The sequence below is a fragment of the Leptospira licerasiae serovar Varillal str. VAR 010 genome (assembly GCF_000244755.1).
GTDB lineage: Bacteria > Spirochaetota > Leptospiria > Leptospirales > Leptospiraceae > Leptospira_B > Leptospira_B licerasiae.
On the sequence record NZ_AHOO02000013.1, the window covers coordinates 96,204 to 113,346 of the forward strand.

At 40.1% G+C, this 17,143-nt stretch carries 14 protein-coding genes; 7 read left to right on the forward strand and 7 right to left on the reverse strand.

The features are described from left to right. The first annotated feature begins 1 nt into the window (after position 1). A complete protein-coding gene (locus LEP1GSC185_RS16335) occupies positions 2-1,264 on the forward strand; it encodes a hypothetical protein (protein WP_008592581.1) in 1,263 nt (420 codons plus the stop codon). Between the two features lie 34 nt (positions 1,265-1,298). On the opposite strand, the gene LEP1GSC185_RS16340 is transcribed toward LEP1GSC185_RS16335, so the two are convergent. Further along, complete coding sequence (locus LEP1GSC185_RS16340) at positions 1,299-1,979, reverse strand: ArsR/SmtB family transcription factor (protein WP_008592781.1); 681 nt, start codon at positions 1,977-1,979, stop codon at positions 1,299-1,301. 73 nt (positions 1,980-2,052) lie between these two features. Between LEP1GSC185_RS16340 and LEP1GSC185_RS16345 the strand changes: the two genes are divergently transcribed. Then, on the forward strand, positions 2,053-2,628 hold the full coding sequence (locus LEP1GSC185_RS16345) for a class I SAM-dependent methyltransferase (protein WP_008592906.1): 576 nt from the start codon (positions 2,053-2,055) through the stop codon (positions 2,626-2,628). Between the two features lie 46 nt (positions 2,629-2,674). Here LEP1GSC185_RS16345 and LEP1GSC185_RS16350 read toward each other — a convergent pair whose 3' ends face one another. The 3 genes from LEP1GSC185_RS16350 to LEP1GSC185_RS16360 form a co-directional block, all read right to left on the reverse strand. Next, positions 2,675-3,493, reverse strand: a complete 819-nt coding sequence (locus LEP1GSC185_RS16350; RefSeq protein ID WP_008592994.1) for a sterol desaturase family protein — start codon at positions 3,491-3,493, stop codon at positions 2,675-2,677. A 108-nt stretch (positions 3,494-3,601) separates the two neighbouring features. Then, positions 3,602-4,654 (reverse strand): AraC family transcriptional regulator, encoded by a 1,053-nt coding sequence (locus LEP1GSC185_RS16355; protein WP_008592057.1) that lies wholly within the window; start codon positions 4,652-4,654, stop codon positions 3,602-3,604. Next, positions 4,654-5,922: an ATP-binding response regulator gene (locus LEP1GSC185_RS16360; protein WP_008593026.1), complete on the reverse strand. Its 1,269-nt coding sequence runs from the start codon at positions 5,920-5,922 to the stop codon at positions 4,654-4,656. The genes LEP1GSC185_RS16355 and LEP1GSC185_RS16360 overlap by 1 nt, the downstream gene beginning before the upstream one ends. 511 nt (positions 5,923-6,433) lie before the next feature. Between LEP1GSC185_RS16360 and LEP1GSC185_RS16365 the strand changes: the two genes are divergently transcribed. Further along, positions 6,434-6,820, forward strand: coding sequence for a DUF1304 domain-containing protein (locus LEP1GSC185_RS16365; RefSeq protein WP_008592210.1), 387 nt, complete (start codon positions 6,434-6,436; stop codon positions 6,818-6,820). A 264-nt stretch (positions 6,821-7,084) separates the two neighbouring features. Then, a complete protein-coding gene (locus LEP1GSC185_RS16370) occupies positions 7,085-9,634 on the forward strand; it encodes a SpoIIE family protein phosphatase (protein ID WP_008592334.1) in 2,550 nt (849 codons plus the stop codon). Here the strand turns inward: LEP1GSC185_RS16370 and LEP1GSC185_RS16375 are convergent. The 3 genes from LEP1GSC185_RS16375 to LEP1GSC185_RS16385 form a co-directional block, all read right to left on the reverse strand. Further along, positions 9,618-11,240 (reverse strand): HEAT repeat domain-containing protein, encoded by a 1,623-nt coding sequence (locus LEP1GSC185_RS16375; RefSeq protein ID WP_008592497.1) that lies wholly within the window; start codon positions 11,238-11,240, stop codon positions 9,618-9,620. The genes LEP1GSC185_RS16370 and LEP1GSC185_RS16375 overlap by 17 nt on opposite strands. Beyond that, positions 11,237-11,917, reverse strand: a complete 681-nt coding sequence (locus LEP1GSC185_RS16380) for a hypothetical protein (RefSeq protein ID WP_008592759.1) — start codon at positions 11,915-11,917, stop codon at positions 11,237-11,239. Before LEP1GSC185_RS16380 ends, LEP1GSC185_RS16375 begins: the two co-directional genes overlap by 4 nt. A 150-nt stretch (positions 11,918-12,067) precedes the next feature. Then, on the reverse strand, positions 12,068-13,342 hold the full coding sequence (locus LEP1GSC185_RS16385) for a hypothetical protein (protein WP_008592687.1): 1,275 nt from the start codon (positions 13,340-13,342) through the stop codon (positions 12,068-12,070). A 591-nt stretch (positions 13,343-13,933) separates the two neighbouring features. On the opposite strand from LEP1GSC185_RS16385, the gene LEP1GSC185_RS16390 reads away from it, so the two are divergent. The 3 genes from LEP1GSC185_RS16390 to dapB all read left to right on the forward strand — a co-directional run bounded on the left by LEP1GSC185_RS16390 (position 13,934) and on the right by dapB (position 17,143). Then, a complete protein-coding gene (locus LEP1GSC185_RS16390; RefSeq protein WP_008592683.1) occupies positions 13,934-15,115 on the forward strand; it encodes an MFS transporter in 1,182 nt (393 codons plus the stop codon). A 326-nt stretch (positions 15,116-15,441) separates the two neighbouring features. Further along, positions 15,442-16,326 carry a 4-hydroxy-tetrahydrodipicolinate synthase gene (gene dapA / locus LEP1GSC185_RS16395; protein WP_008592973.1) on the forward strand — a complete coding sequence of 295 codons (885 nt, stop codon included), beginning with the start codon at positions 15,442-15,444 and terminating at the stop codon, positions 16,324-16,326. A 10-nt stretch (positions 16,327-16,336) separates the two neighbouring features. Then, positions 16,337-17,143: a 4-hydroxy-tetrahydrodipicolinate reductase gene (dapB, locus tag LEP1GSC185_RS16400; protein ID WP_008592575.1), complete on the forward strand. Its 807-nt coding sequence runs from the start codon at positions 16,337-16,339 to the stop codon at positions 17,141-17,143.

Consider the following 17,143-nt stretch of genomic DNA (forward strand, 5'->3'; position numbering starts at 1 on the left):
AATGAAAACTAACTTAGCGGAAATATTGAATGAAAAATGTTCTTGTTCTACTTTGAACAAAGAACGTTTGAGCGAAGAAGCGTATAAATTCCCAATTCCCGAAATCAGGACACAAGGGATCGAACATTTTTATTCCGAAACGCCTTCTTTCATTAATGTTTCTGATAAGGAAAAGATCCGGCAGATCCTATTCTCTATTCGGAATGCCTTACGTTTGCCGGATGTAAGAGATAAGATATTGTCGGATTACGATCCGATTCAAAAACAAAAGGATATTACAGGCGGAGTCTTTCTTAGTTTGGATTTTCATCAGACGGAAGAGGGGCCTAAGCTCATCGAGATAAATACGAATGCGGGAGGAGCGTATTTACAACTAAAACTTTTGGAAGCTCAGATCAGATGTTGTAAGCTCGTAGATGTCGCTATGCAGAATGCGGAGGATCTCAAAAGTTTGGAGGAAAAATTCTTTTCCATATTCATGGACGAATGGATCTCCAATCACAGAACAGGGATGCCTGGCTTTATTGCAATCGTGGATAAAAATCCTTCCGAACAGTTCTTGTATCCCGAGTTTTTACTATTTCGAGACCTATTCATGTCCAAAGGGATCCGAGCGGAGATATTGGATCCGGGGCAGATCGAACTTGTAGAAGAGGAACTTTATTTCGAGGGAAACAGGATAGATCTGATCTATAACAGATTGACCGATTTTCATTTATCCGAAGATCCAAATTCTAAAATTTTTAAAGCTTGGAAGAATGAGAAAGTAGTTCTTACTCCTAGTCCGATAGATTATGATCTATTTGCTCGAAAAACGAACTTGCACGTTCTCTCGGATAACGATTTTTTAATAAAAGCAGGCCTTAATAAAAAGGATTCTGAAATCCTAAAGTTTTCGATTCCGGACACCAGGGTTGTAACTTTCGAAAATGCGGAAGAACTTTGGCAAAAAAGAAAAAATATCTTTTTTAAACCTAAAGAAGGTTTTGGTAGTAAGGCAGCCTATTATGGTGGAAAACTTACAAAAGGTAAGTTTTCAGAAATAATAAACGGAGAATACATAAGTCAGGAATTTGTTCCGCCATCCGTTCGGGTCACATCCATCAGCGGAGAAGAAAGAGAATTAAAAATGGATATAAGGGCATACATCTATAACGATGAAATTTTACTTTTAGCAAGTCGTTTGTACCAAGGCCAGACTACAAATTTCAGGACTCCAGGAGGAGGATTTTCCCCCTTATATATGTTGCCTGAGATCGTATAGATCCCAAATCAAACTCTGATAATTCCTTCTTATTTTAATTCTGTTTTCGTTTTGTGAGCCTGACTCCCTTGTGGGCAAATTCCAAAGGGCCATCCGGGATACGATAGGCATCATATCCTTCCGTTCTTAGAATTTTGACAGCTTCTTCGGAAAGAACGCAATATTTCCCTCTACAATAGGCAAATATCTTTTTACGTTTAGGCAGTTTGTCCAACTTAGATTTTAGTTCTTTGAGAGGAACGGAGATTGAACCTGGTAAATGACCCGAATCGTATTCGTTTTCAGGCCTTACATCTATTAGTATTATTTCCTTGGATAATATTCTTTTTAGGAAATCTTTATATTCTAATTCTTCTACTTCTTGTTCGGCATTGAAGAAGTAGCTCATCTCCATTTGGATCTCTGCATTGAATTCATTTCCGGCAGAGGAGATCGTATCGAAAATTTGGATGCCTGCGTCTTCTATTTGATAGAAAATATTTCTGCCTTTTCTTCTGTCGCTGACCAAGCGAGCTTCTTTTAAGATCTGTAAATGGTGAGAGGTGGATGCGATGCTCATTCCTGTTTCTTTCGATAGAACGTCCACATTCTTCTCCGCTTGGACCAAAAGATCCATCAGCTCTATCCTTTTAGGATCTGAGATCGCTTTTCCATATTTTGCCAAACTTGAATATATGAAATTTTTGAATTCTCTGCCTGTTTTTTGAAGTTTCATAATTGCTCAAATATTCAAATATATATTTGAATATTTGATTGACCAATGGTCAAGTCGATTTTTGGATTAGAACATGAAAGTGAGAGATAGCGGAATGCCAGAGGCGGATTATTGGGATTCCCTTTTTAATTTACCTTTGGTCTTGGATAGAATGGACCTCTTAGAAACAAAAGGTAGAATCGTGGAATTCGGATCAGGTTACGGGACTTTCACTATCCCATTGGCGGAAAAAAATCGAAGCGAGATCATTGCATTCGAAATAGAAAAACATCTTGTTTTAGATTTAGAAAAGAAAGCTGTCTCTTTAGGTTTGGACCATGTTCATCCCATTCAAAAAGATATCATTGAGGAAGGTACTTCTTTCCCTGAGAACTTTGTAGACTATGTAATGATCTTTAATTTATTACACCATGAAGATCCTATTTCTATTTTAAAAGAAGCGTTCCGTATTTTGAAGCCAAGAGGGGCGGCTGGTCTTGTTCATTGGAATCATGACCCTTCTACTCCCCGTGGGCCCAAGATGGAAATTCGTCCTAAACCGGAAGCCATCTATAGATGGGCGATTGAAGCTGGGTTTAAAATTGGATCGGATAAGCCGATTGATCTACCTCCTTATCATTACGGATTTATTGCTACTAAGCCTATGTAAAATTCGCGTCCGATTGTAGACGCGAATCGAATTCCATAAGTCCGTATTAGGAAATACTTTCTTGTAATTTTCTTTGTTCCGGTTTTTTGGAAGTTATTTCCGCAAAAGTTTTTTCGTACTCAGGATGGACTGTGCCGAATAGGTAATCCCAAATAGTTGTGTAAAGGCCATAGTTGTAACGAAAACTTTGGTGGTGCATATCGTGGTTGGTATTTGAATTCACTAATTTCAAGACCTTATTTGTACCCATCCAAGATGGAAAAATTTCATATCCGCTATGACCTAAAACATTCCGTACGATCTGAAAAGTCATGAAGATCATCAAGGCAAGGGGATGAATCGGGAATAATAAGGCAATGATCGGCATAATCAGAGAATGGATCAATGCTTCCCAAGGACTGAAAGAGTAGGCGGTCCAAGGAGAAGGTGTAACCGAATCGTGATGCACCTTATGTACAGCTTTGTAGAACAGTCGAGTATGCATTAATCTATGTGTCCAATAGAAATAAAAATCCTGGATGCCTAAGATCAGTATCGTGCTCAAGATCAGATATCCCCAACCATGATCCTCTATACGTTCGTAAAACTTAAAGTAACCGTATTTTCTGAATAAGAATACTATCAGAGTTACCGAAGTGTAAACGATTACGGAAGAAACAGAATATAGAAATTCCTTCCTGAATTGAGAAGGTTTAGCATTCTTCTCTTGGATCTTTCTATATCGAAACGGATGTTTCCAAATGTAGAAGACTAAGAAGGCAATACCTGCGAATATTAAATATCGTAGGAAATCTATTAGGAATATGATTGGGATTTGGGGAACCAAATCCATCATGTATTGGGATAATTGTTTGTGAAAGCTCATGTTTGATCCTTTGCTCCTGTGTGGGATTCGATGGATCATTAAAACATTTTTTCCGATTTGAATCCGATGGATTTCGGACAAAACCTGATCGATTCCGGATTCGATCGGCTATTTTGCAGAACTGTTTTGTTTTCTAAAATCGCTCGGGGTCATTCCCACAGTTTCCTTGAATGCTCTGTTGAAAGGGGCTAGAGAACCATAGCCCAAATCCATTGCGATCCTAAGTACCTGCAAATCGTTTTTGCCAGGGTCAGAGAGTATAAATTTTGCTTCTTGTATCCTGAAATGATTTAAGAATTCGTTAAAATTCCTGTAACCCAGTCCTTTATTGATTAGTCTGCGCACCTTTTTCTCAGGAACGTTTAGCTGTTTAGCCAAGGCTAGGATCGTCAGATTTTCTTGTAGAAATACTTTTTGGTCTTTCAATAAGGAGTCCAGTTTTTTGAGAAGCCCCTCATCTAAAGGTTCTTCGGCTTCTTCTTCCTTTTGTATTTCTCCGTCGGGGAATATATTATCCCTAAATTGGAAAATTCGAAATGAAATGAAAAATACCAATACGAATATGAAAGAAGAATTGATCAGATCTAATTGAACAGAGTATCCAGCGTCCTTTGTAATTACTTCCATTAATACCACAGAGATACTGTAAAGCCCTGTCACCCAGGAAAAGACGACCCTGAATTCACGTCTGGATTCCATTAAGTCTACATTCTTATCTTTTAAAACCTTTCCTAAAGTGAATAGGATGAGTCCAAGATAGAACACCTGAGGCAAACTGAATAAAACTTTTGAGAATATGGAGACTTGATTCCTGATATCCGAAGCCACAAAAACATAAAAACAGAATATATTCAGGGAAAGAAATAATACTGCATGGCGGATTTTTAGTCTAAATTCGTCTTCGAATAGGCTGGATACGAAAAGATAGAAAAGGACGGAAACGGAAAAGCAGCCTGTATGAACAAGTATTAGGATGAATATATGTGTGGAATGGTCTAACCACGGACAAATAAAATAGGCGATAAGCGAAGAATTGAATAAACTCCCGAGTAAACTCTGAACGCTGAATTTTACTCGGATCAGAAAGTTTAGAATTAGAAATCCTAACTGAGCGATCGTGGCTGCTTTTAAATATTGGACCAGACTGGAAGTTTCGAACATTAATCTACGATAGGGAGAGATACTGTGGCGAGTACAACCTCAATAGGTTTTTCTCCAATGGAATGATCGATAACATTGTGTATGCTGAAAATCCCACCGTGTTTTTTTATTACGAAGTCCACAATCGTCAATCCCAAACCGGTAAAATATTCTTCTTCTTCCAAATTTTCCTCCACAAAACCCGCGAGTCGATAGAATGGTTGTTTGACCAGTAGCTCCTTGTTTTTAGGAATACCTGGGACCGATTGTGGATCGAATTCGTTTTTCAGGTTGATGTTCAGGTATCCTGCTGAGACGGAGATATACACATTAATGACCGAATTTTTAGCGGAATATTTTAAGCAGTTGATCAACAATTCGTTGAATATCCGCCCGAGTGAGTCCGAATCCGCATTTATATAGTATCCGTCGGAGGGTAGTAAGATCTGCGGGATCTGTAGGTTCTTCTTTTTCTTATATTGTTGGTTAAAATTCTCCAATCGTAACCTGTTTTTTTCCAATAGATCGTGTATTTGGATACTATTTGTTTTTTGAAAAGAATCTTGAAAGTTTTTACTAAGTACCTCTAAACTTTTTTCAAGAGAGCGAAGTCCCTTTTTGGTATAATGTATATTCTCAAAAAGTAATTCGACTAGATCCGAGGAGAAATGATAATTTGCTCCTTCTTTTTTTCCGCTTGTTTGTAATATCTCCACGATGCTGACAATCGCGCCAAATCCGCCTCCACTAAAAAAACTTTGTTTTAGATTGTTAAGAGTACTTTTGGAAAGGTCTATATTTTTTTCCAGATCGGTCAACCAGGACTGTTTGTACAGGATCCAGTTAAGTTGAGCCTTGAGGCGTTCTTCGTTTTCCTGTATCAGTATCCTTTCGCTTTCCTTTAGTCGTATGAATTCCGAAATCCGATCCAACACTTGGTATAGTCTTTCCCTATCGATCGGTTTGATGATATAGTCGAATATCCCGAGCTTCATCACTTCGATGATGATCTCAGGTACATCGTTACCCGAAATTACGATAAATAGCGACTCAGGTTCTTTTTCTTTGATCTTTTTGATGAAATCAAACCCGTTCATGACAGGCATTTCTAGGTCCACCAGGTATAAGGAATATTCCTTTTGGTCTGCCATCTGGCAGGCAACTTGCCCGTCGGAGGCCGTATCTGCGTCCACGCCGACACTTCTCGCTAACCTTGCGATCAGCTCCCGATTTTCCTCTTGGTCTTCTACAATTAAGATGGGATTATGTAGGTTTAATCTGAATGCCATGGTTAAAACTGAACATGTTTTGGATATTTTGCATATAGGAAGCTTTTAGCTGAGAGCCTTAGGATTCCATTTAGCGGGCCTATTGAAATTAATTTCCAGAACCCTGTAAAGAGGAAAATATAAATTATTTTTTCTTTAATCAGAAATAGCTAATGAAACAGTCCGTCTTTTCGTAATTTTTCCCGTTGAAAAGGGGAACACAATTAGAAATAGAAGAAAGTAGAATGCGGTCCCATCTTCGAAAAGCCAATGCAAAAAGTGTCCAAGCTTATAAAGTTAGAAGAAATTATAATTAAATTTCTGCATAAAAAACTTTATGGATACGGAATTGGAAACGTTTCTACAGAATATCAAATATATTTAACTGCTGCGTATGACAAATAAGGATAATGTTCACGCCCATGATACCTTTTTGCCGCGATTATTGTAAGTGATTTGCGTAAGATTCCTCTTTACAAAAAATAACGCCAAATTAAAACTCCCGGGGATTTATATCCTTGGAGAGAATGGAATGATATTAGCAGCAAGAATTTTAGCGGCTATCGTCGGCTTATTGCATGTTTGGATCTTCATCATGGAGAGTGTGTTATGGATGCGCCCCCGTATTCACAGAAGGTTCGGAGTGACGGACACAAAATTAGCGGAAGCGATGAAGGGAGTCTTTTTAAACCAAGGTTTTTATAATCTATTTCTTGCAATCGGCGCATTATACGGAGCTATCTTTTTCGAGTTACATCCTGGTTTTGCCCCGGCGATCTTGGCTTTCTCTTGTCTTTCCGTTTTCGGTGCGGGGCTTGTATTATTAATTTCTAAACCTTCGATGGCAAGGGCTGCGATTATCCAAGGACTTCCTCCTTTGGTTGCGGTCGTTCTCTATTTCATTTCCTGTAACGGCTGAAATTTTAACATCGATTTGCTCGAAAGATCTCAAATAGATCTTAGGTCTTTCGGGCTAAACTTTTTTATTTGGATCACTTACTTAAGGTAGAGACTTTTCGGGGGTTCGATCTAGCGTTAAGATACTGAGTTGTAATTTATCCCTTAAAAATGTACTTGTGAAAATTGTCTGAAATCGGATTCTTAAACTAACACTTGCAAGTCGAAAACAAAAAGCGTAAATCCTATAGATTCGAAATCCAATTTTCAATCCAAGGAAATCCCGATGCAGATTCGTTCCGCAATCGTCCTCATATCTATTCAGTTTTTTCCAAATTTACTCTTCTCACAAGAGATACAAAAGATCGGATCCTTTGATTCGATCACTAGTCTAAATTCCACAGAATCCTATACTTGGGAAATTACTGAAGAGGCATTGGACCCCAAACAATTTTCGCTTTCTTATTTAAGCGGGGAAGGGCCCGGGATCAAAACAAGTCCATATAAGGCGCCGGGAGTGTATAGGGTCTCTCAAAAATCGGTGCATAAAGTTTATTTAATTAAGAAATTTATCGCACCCGAATCTTGGAATGCGGCAGGGATCTCTGTTCGTTTGGGGACTCTGACTGATAAGGATAAAACGTATCTAAACGGAAAGCTGATTGGGGAGACAGGAAATATGAATTCCTCCGAGCCCCAGGCATACGATAAGATCAGAATATATTCGATTCCACCCGGACTCATACGGAATGGACGAGAAAACATATTGGTCTTGGAAGTGAAAAAATATTTTCATCCTGAGGCCGGAATAGAGCAAGACCGCACGGAGATCGGGGATACTCGGTTGATCCAAGGAGATTATTATAGGGCCGAATATACGAAGATCGCTCTGTTGATGATCTATCTCACGGTCGGCGGATATTTTCTGTTTTTATTTATTAGAAGAAGGACGGATACGGAAAACCTGTATTTCGGATTATTTACCGTCTTTCTTGTGATTTATCAATTTCTCCGGAATCAGATCAAATATGAACTGGGGATCCCGTTCTTATATATGAAGAAAACGGAATATATTATCTTAACCGCACTGATCCCCATTTTTGCGAACTTTATCAGATCTTATTTTAAATTTCCTAGAGGGAAGTTTGTAAATGTATTGGATGCGATCTACGGAGCTTTTATATTATTTTATATCGTTTCAAACAACGTGATTTTATACAATAAGCTGAATAGTTCAGCCGTGCAGTTAGGCTGGGCGGCTTATATTATTCTGATCTTTTACTATTTGATCAATAAGATCAGAACGAAGGACCGGGACGCTTTGCTCATACTGATCGGAGTTACTATCGTGGCCTTGTCTACGGTTTTGGATACAATGTCCAATCGGAATTTATTCGTATTTCCTCGGACAGTCGGTTACGCATTCTTTTTCTTTATTATCAGTATCGCTACTATTCTCGCCAATAAATTCGTACGCTTGAACGAGCAAGTGGAAGAATTGAACGAACATTTAGAGCTTAAGGTAGAGGAAAGAACTCAAGAGTTAAACGAGTCCCTTGCAAATGTAAGTCGTCTTAAGACCCAACAGGACGGAGATTATTTTCTAACTTCCCTGTTGATCCGACCTTTGTTTACGAACAATACCTCTAGTCCTTCCTTAAAGATCGATTTCTTTTCTAAACAAAAAAAGTCCATTTCGTTCAAAGAGAAACATTACGAGATCGGAGGGGATATCAGTATCGCGGGAAATATCTCCATCCAAGGAGAAAAATACACGGTATTTGTAAATGGAGACGCGATGGGAAAATCCATCCAAGGGGCAGGCGGTGCACTTGTAATGGGCACAGTTTTTCAGTCATTGTTAACGCGGACTAATCGTAACGGAGGATATTCCAAAGCTCCCGAATCTTGGCTAAAAGATTCCTTTTTAGAACTCCAAGGAATTTTTGAATCTTTCGACGGTTCTATGTATATTTCAGTTGTAATAGGTTTGTTGAATGAAAGGTCCGGAGAGTTATATTATATTAATGCGGAACATCCATGGCCAGTATTGTTCAGGGACGGGGCTGCGGGATTTTTGGAAAATGAACTTACTCTTCGTAAAATAGGCATTCCCGGAAACGAAGAGAACTTCTTCGTAAAATATTTTCAATTAAGAAAGTATGATGTATTAATATTGGGTTCTGATGGAAAAGACGATATTTTAATAGGGAATGACGAAAGGGGAAGGATCGTAAACGAGGATGAAACTAAATTTTTAAGAACTGTAGAAGAATCAAAAGGAGATCTAAGGCAGATCTACGAAAAAACACTTAGATTCGGAGAATTGACCGATGATTTTACCCTTTTGAGGTTGGAGTATCTCGTTGAGCCTCAGTTCAAGAGCGAAACTTCATTGAGCGATGTGTTGGAACAAGCCAAAACGCTTTACAAGAAAAAGTCCTATTCTCCTCTCATAGATTATCTAAACGAATACAAGACTATTTTCTCCGATAGAGAAGAACTCTTCATTCTGCTCGGAAAATCATATTTGAAGCTCAAGGATTTTTCTTCCGCGGCCAGATCATTTGAAAGAGCTGCCAATCTGAATCCGGAGAGATTGGAGTCCCAATATTATGCATCTTACTCCAGCAAACTTAATAAGGATTTTCAAAAGGCGGAATATTTCGGAAGGATCGCCTATACATTGGATAAAAATTATCTGAATAATCTGATCAACTTAGCGGATATTTATAAAAACTTAAACCGATCCGAAGATGCAAAAAAATTCGCAGAAAAAGCTCAGCTGATAGATCCTAATCATCCGATCCTTCTGAAACTCACGGATGTTTTTTAGAAAAATTTAATGTATACCAATTGATCCATTCGTTTTTAGAAGCATACTTCAATCCGGTAACCGATTTTAAGGAGGAAATAAGTAACTTTCTATTTCGAGATCTTGAGTCCTCTTTAAGTAATTTAATCAAAACTGGTACACTTGCCGGATCCTTTTTAGCTCCTAATTGAGAAACCGCAACCTGGTGAAGATTGATATTCTCGCTTTCCGCATATTTTTCCAAAATTTTACGCGATTCCTCTCCCGGAATCGAGGTGATCGCAGCGAGTGTGATTGGGGCCAAATCGGGAAAATCTTCCGTTTTCTTATCTAAAAGCGACAAAGATTTAGGAGAAGCGATCATTCCCAAACTTTCAGAAGCGATTTTTGCTAATTTTTGGTCTTTAGATTTACAAGCCTCTTCCACGTAAGGAAGTCCTTCTTCCGAACCTATCGCACCAAGGGCCCAAACGGCACCGTATTTCGCCTCCGTCTGGTCTTCCTTTAGGGTCTTAACAAGCACCGGAATACTTTTTATATCGCCTAAATATCCCAAGGCTTGGGCGACAATCTCTCTGTCTGGAATATTAGGATCTAATAATGTTTTCTCTATATCTTCTCTTGCTTTTAAAAATTTGATACGACCTAAAACGTGCGATGCGGGGGCTTTTGCTATGGCTTTCCCTTTTGTTAAAACTTCTAAGATACGTATCGAAAAACCGGGATCGTGAACTCCAATCAGAACATCTGCTGCCCTGTATCGGATCTCTTTATCTTGATTTTCTAAAATTGGAAGGACCAAGGGTAAAATTTTGGGATCTCCGATCTCTATAAGAGCTATGGATGAATTTTCTCTTCCCTTATCAAAATTCGATTCTAGGGCTTTTACTAAAAGTGGAATGGATTTTTTACTTCTGATCTTACCTAAGGCCAAGTAAGACGCCGCCAAAGTAGGCCCCGGCTCGGTATGAGAAGCCAAATCTATAAGATAATCTTCCGATTCTATAACATTCAATTTTCCTAATGCCATTGCGAATGTTTTGGCTTTGTCCGGATCTTTGTTTGATTTGGCTGCCGCTAAAATAGTTTTTCCGGACTGCCTTGCATGGATCCTGACCAAAGTATCCACAGCTATTAATCGAATGCTTGCTTCTTCTTGATTTAAAAGAGCGGCGACCCGATTTCCTGCCTGAGGATCCTCCATTCTTGAGATTGCTTCCAAAACAGTTCCCGTATCGACTCCCGATTTAGGATCTAAAAAGTTTACTATTTCCGTGAGAGAAGACTTATCTTTCCAGATCCCCAATGCTAATATCGCAGGACCTTTTGTGGTCTCGTCTGATGATCTCATCCATTCCCTGGCAATGGGAATGTATTTTCTTTCATTCCTGGATGCTAATTCTAGAATTGCTTGGGATCTCATTCTTGGATTTTGGCTTTTCAGATCGGATTCCAATTCCTCCAAACTTTGTTCTCCTTCTTCTTGAACCTCCGGTAAGAGGTCGGGACGAGGAGGGCCAAAACAACCCAATGTGGAACCGAGAACTCCGGCTGCACTTATCGGGATAATTGCACGCATAAAGAAAATTAAAAAAACAGAATATAATCTAAATTTCATAAAAATCATCTTGGTACCGATTCAGAAGCCTGCCTTAACTGCAGTAATTCCTTTTGCCAGCTCGCAATATCCGAATTCGCTTGAGGGAGTTGAGAAGCGTCCATTCTGCCTTGTTGTATCGCATATTGGACCAACTGTATCCTGGATTCTAATTCGGAAATTTTATAGGAGAAGTAAGCCCTCTGTTCGTCGGGGGTTACATTCGGATCACTTGGACGAGAGGGAACGGATCCTGGTTCTGCATATTTGCTTGCATTTCTGGACAATGCAAACTTGGATTCTGCAGAAGTAACCTTATCCAACTGCTCTCTTGCTTTTTTCTCGTCTTCTGAAGTGAGCCCTGGACGGAATTCCCTTGGGATATAAATATTGCGAGGATATCTTGCGGCAAAATCGATCCATTCTTCGCGTATCTTCTCCCTTTCTTCTTCCGATTTTTTTTCCTTAAAAGCGGCAGGCCAAAGTCTTTTGGCTGGACCTTCTAGATCCGGATCTTCTTCGAAAGGATGGGGGGCATCCGGAAATTCTAAGTTGCCGCTACCGTATTTTCGATCCACTACGTCGGAAGCTTCTTCTCCTAAACTGGGAGAATTCCTTTTTCTTTCCGGCCAAAATATGAATAAGATACAAATAATAAGAATGATTGCGCCTGAGATCCAGGGCCAATAAGAACGAAAGAAATGCATTATGATTTTTAAAAGAAATTTATTAGGAAAATTGAATTAAAACGAATTCCCGCCCGAGTGAGCGGGAATCGTTCCCGAAGTTTTATAACCCGTAACAAAACTTAAGCTATCGATAAGTAATTTGTCTCGGGCTCCAAAAGCCGACGGCTCTTATACGAAAATTCCGATGACCCAAGAAATAAACTGACCGAAAAGAGTGTCTGTCAGGAATTTTTTCAAGTCAACCGGGTTCCGATTTAAGGAATCGTAGTACCAAGCGGTATATTCGCTCACTTGCGGAATAGAATAACCGTATTTGGAATTGATCGCTTTGATCAGCTCGTTTGCAAAAACCGAGTGGCCGTACATATTTGGATGCACTCCGTCCAAACCGAAAATACCGGGTTGGTTTGGAAGAGGCCAATTCGCTTTTGCATAACCAGGGCTATAACCGGAAGGGCTTTTGATCAAACGACCATTCTCTTTTAAATCGTCGAAAAGAACTTTAAGATCCGCTAATGCAAATCCCATTGCTACCGCTTGAGCCTTCACTTCGTTGTTTATAGAAGTCAAGAAATTGGTGATTGTAGCCACTTCATTCTTATCCAAGACCTGAGAAGGATCTGAAACGGAAGAACGGAAGAATGCTTTCAGACCGGAATAATTTACTCTTCCTTGTGGATCGTTATAATTTTCCAAAAATGCGATAGAGGTCACATTCGGAACGGTAAACAGAACTCCACCTTTGATAGAACCGATCGCCGCCATTTTGGACATTGTAGAACGGATATCTCTCAAAAATCTAGCTTGGTCTAAACAATCTGTGGAAGTGCTTAATGCAGTACAAAGTACATGATTCGCAGCAGCAGTTCCGAATAAGAAGCTAGGCTTTACTGCTTGCATTACTTGCATTTGGGTTCCGGAACTCCTCAAACCGAATTGATGGAATTTATCCGGAGATTGGCAATCTGGAACTTGTACCCAACGATAAGTATACCAGTACCAAGTTTCCCAATACCATTCCTTTGCCCAAGTAGTTGCATTGATATTTTCGCACTGACCGGAAGTTTGAAGAACGGTAGTGTAATCCGCGCCTGTGATCCCCGCATGTGTTGGAAGTCCAACAGTAGATCCGTTCCCACCAATAATGGAAGCGGCGATGCAGAATACCCCGCAATCACCCTTAAGCACATCTTCGAAATTTAAGTAAGGCCCTTTTAATACGTTATACGAAACGTTAGAGCCGGCTTGTTTGGAAACCAAAACAGGATAAGCCCAGTTTTGAGTTTTCTCTTCTACAGTTGCGCCATAAAAACCCTGGCTTAAGGAGTCGCCAATTACTCCAGGTCTGGAAAACATTTGCGCCTGGCTTTGTGCCGAAAGCGTAGAAGCTCCCACGATCAGGAAAGTCCCGCTTAGGATCTTCCAAAAGTTTCGAATGTTCATTTTTAAATTAACTCCACTCTCTATTGAAGGAGATTTCTATATTCTCTTCGAGCCAAAGCATGGAACTGCATACTCTGAAGTCAATTTCCAATTGGAAAATAGTTTTTTCTATATTGAACATTCGTAATATTACAATATAGGAATCGCAACTGAACACTGTTAGAACTTAATGTTTGATATATAATTAAATTTTTATAATATACTATTTGATCCCGTAAACGAGTGACCGGATGGCAGGATGAATAGGTTTAAACACTGTTAGTTTCTCGGGTATGCCACTTAAGGGCTTAGATTGGATTTTTATACCTAAAGATCTATGCGGGAATGGATCGGGAAATTTTTCGATTTGCAAGAGGTAGGGAATACAAAGTTGATAAGCAGACCGCTATTTTAACATGACTTCATCTTCCGAATAACAATTGATTATCGAAAATTTGCATCAATTTTACTTCTGTTTGCAAAGGGGAACCAACCTTGAACTTTCTGTGGTCTTGTTACTCGTGCAATTTGCTCCCACCGTCACTCCTAACTAGGCGACTTCTTGGTTGAATTCAGCTTGCCGGGCAGGTTGATTTTTCTCAATCTTCTTATGTGATACTTTTTTATTATCTATCTTCTATCCTCGGACTTCTCGCGGGAAATATGTTCAATTACACCGCTATTATTCTTTCCCAGAGTATTTCCAGCTCGGATACATTTTCCGCTTATGTATTCTTCTTTGTATGTTTTCCATTACTGTTTTTAAGTTTTACCGCCGGAAGATTGTTGGATAAATATTCCAGAAAATGGCTGCTTGCAGCGGCCCAGATCTCGATGGCTTGCGGTTCCGGATTTGCCGCGCTGGCATTACATTTGGAATGGATATCTCCCGGTAAGCCGTATCTACTTCTTGTGTCCTCGGTTCTTTCCGGGATCGGGCTATCTTTCGTGATGCCGGGGCGATTTGCTATACTGGGTGATCTATTAGAACATTCTAAAATAGGAAAACATAGTGTTTGGTTGAACACTCTGGTTCTTTTCGGCTACGGTCTTGCCCCGTTGGTTGCCGGATATTTTAAGGAATACTTCTCCTTTAAATATGTTTTTATGAGCATTGGCTCAGCTTATGTTTTGAGTGTTTTCTTTTTAGTCCTGATCCCTGTGCAGATGAGGGAAAGAAGCCAGACTTCTTCCGGACCAGGGATCTCCGAGCTGGTTGCATATTTGAAAAATTCGCCGTTAGTATCTCAGTTCCTATTGCTTATGGGCGCAGTGGTACTGTTAGTGGGTCCAGTCCAGGTCCTTCTGCCTAAATACGCAAAAGAAATTTTGGGATTGAGCGAGGGACAAAGAGGAGCGTTACTTTCCGCTTTGGGGGTTGGGCTTGTGCTCGGGGGAGGAGTTACATTTCTTCTTCATGGTTTAAAGAAGAAGGGGCATATTCTTTTCGGATCCGCGCTTTTCAGTTGTTTTCTGTTTTCACTGATCCCTTTTCTTGCCGAAAGTCTGGTATTCACTGCGATTTGTTTTTTCATATTCGGGTTTATGACCGGCGTGATCATTACTCTCATTCCGGCGGGGATCCAACAAAATACCGAAAATCATATCAGAGGCAGGATACTTTCTCTTTATAGTCTAGTGTTTCTTTTGGTACCTGCATTCTCCGGAATTTTATCCGGTTTTTTTTCGGATCGGATCGGGATTCCTTCCACATTCGTTTGGTCCGGGTTTTTGGAAATGGGGGTCTTGGTCTATCTTAGCTGGAGAATGGACCAGGTGAGAAGTCATTATTAGAGACACAGAGATTTGGAGAGGCACAGAGTTTTTGGCACACAGAGGCGCGGAGGCGCAGGGACACAAAGAGTTTGAGTTTAGTAAATTATAACTTACTTCTTACGTAGCCAGATATTCTAATTTTGCCGGATTTTCGATTTTCTCGCGCGAAGTCGTGAAAAGTAAAAGGTCTTTTAAAGACTAAACCAAAGAATCCTTTTTAACTTTGCAAGCTTTGCTACCCCCAAATATCCTCTGCATCTCCGCGGCTCTGCGTGGGAATTCCTACAATCTGCCGCCCAGTAAAGAGGTTGCCAAATCGCCCAGGGATCAGGAATTTATATATTATGTTTCAAGGCGTATTTACTGCCATTATTACTCCCTTCCGGAACGGAAAGATAGACTATGATTCCTATTTTTCTCTTTTGGATAAACAGATCCAAGCGAGGGTAAGCGGAGTGGTGCCTTGCGGTACCACAGGCGAATCTCCCACTCTTTCTCATGAAGAACACGCGGAACTGATCCGCGAAACGGTGAAACATGTCAAAAAACGCATTTTGGTCGTGGCTGGCACAGGTTCCAACTCGACTAGAGAGGCTGTGGAACTGACCGAGGCGGCTTGCAAGGATGGAGTGGACGGAATTCTACAAGTCAATCCGTATTATAATAAACCTACCCAAGAGGGTTTGTATCTTCATTTCAAAGAGATCGCGGATCATTCCTCCGTTCCTGTAATGTTGTACAATATTCCGGGCAGAACTTCCGTGAATTTATTGCCCGAAACAGTTCTTCGTCTTTCTGAACATCCTAAGATCAGATCCATGAAAGAAGCAACGGGAGACTTAGGACAAATGTCCAAATTGATCTCTTTAGTCGGAGATAAGATGACTGTTCTTTCCGGAGACGATAACCTGACTCTACCTCTTCTTTCTTTAGGTGGAAAAGGTGTGGTTTCCGTAATTTCTAATTTATTCCCGGAAAGTTTGGTGAATCTTGTGGAGTCCTTCCAAAAAGGGGACGTAGCCGCAGCGCAAAAGATCCATTATGATTTTATAGAATTATTCGCGTTAGCGTTTATAGAAACCAATCCAATCCCGATCAAAGCAGTCATGAGTTGGCATGGATTCTGTTCAGGTGAGATCCGTCTTCCTATGACTTCTCTGAGCGCAGGTCCTGGAGCGGATCGTTTGAAAAAAACGGTTTCCGATCTTTTAGCAAAAGGTTATAAATAAGGAATTCGATTTGGCCCGCAAGAATCGTGTCGCAGTCATTGGCGCTTCCGGAAGAATGGGGAAGGCTATTATCCAAGTTCTTTCCCAATCTAAAGTTTCGGAACTTTCCGCTGCGGTAGTAGGAAAGGGTTCCGTTTATTTGGGTTTGGATTCCGGTTTACATTCCGGACTCAAACAAAATGAAATTTTGTTTTCGGACGATCTTTCTAAATGTATTTCTGAGTCGGACACTGTAATCGATTTTTCTATTAGAGAAGTATTGTCGGACGTTCTTTCCGCTTGCAAAGAGTTCAAAAAACCTGTTGTGGTCGGGACGACCGGTCTTACGGAATCTCATAAGGAATTATTAAAAGAAACTTCTAAAATCATTCCGATCGTGTATTCTCCTAATATGTCGATTGGGGTGAATCTTCTTTTTAAACTGACTGAGATCGCTGCAAAAGTGATGGGAGATCTGGCGGATATAGAGATCCAGGATATCCACCATCGTCATAAAAAAGATGCACCTTCCGGGACTGCAGAAAAACTAAAATCGATACTTTTAGAGACTCTTTCGAGAACGGAGTCAAATATTGTACACGGTCGTCATGGAATTCTTCCGGAAAGAGATCCTAAAGAAATAGGGATCCATACTCTTAGAGCGGGAGAAGTGATCGGGGATCATACTGTCTATTTTTTCACTCCGGAAGAAAGAGTGGAAATTTCCCATAAGGCCCAGGACAGAAAAACATTCGCGGTCGGTTCCGTAAAAGCGGCCGAATTTTTGATCGGAAGAGAAAAAGGTCTCTACGATATGTTTTCCGTATTAGGATTATAA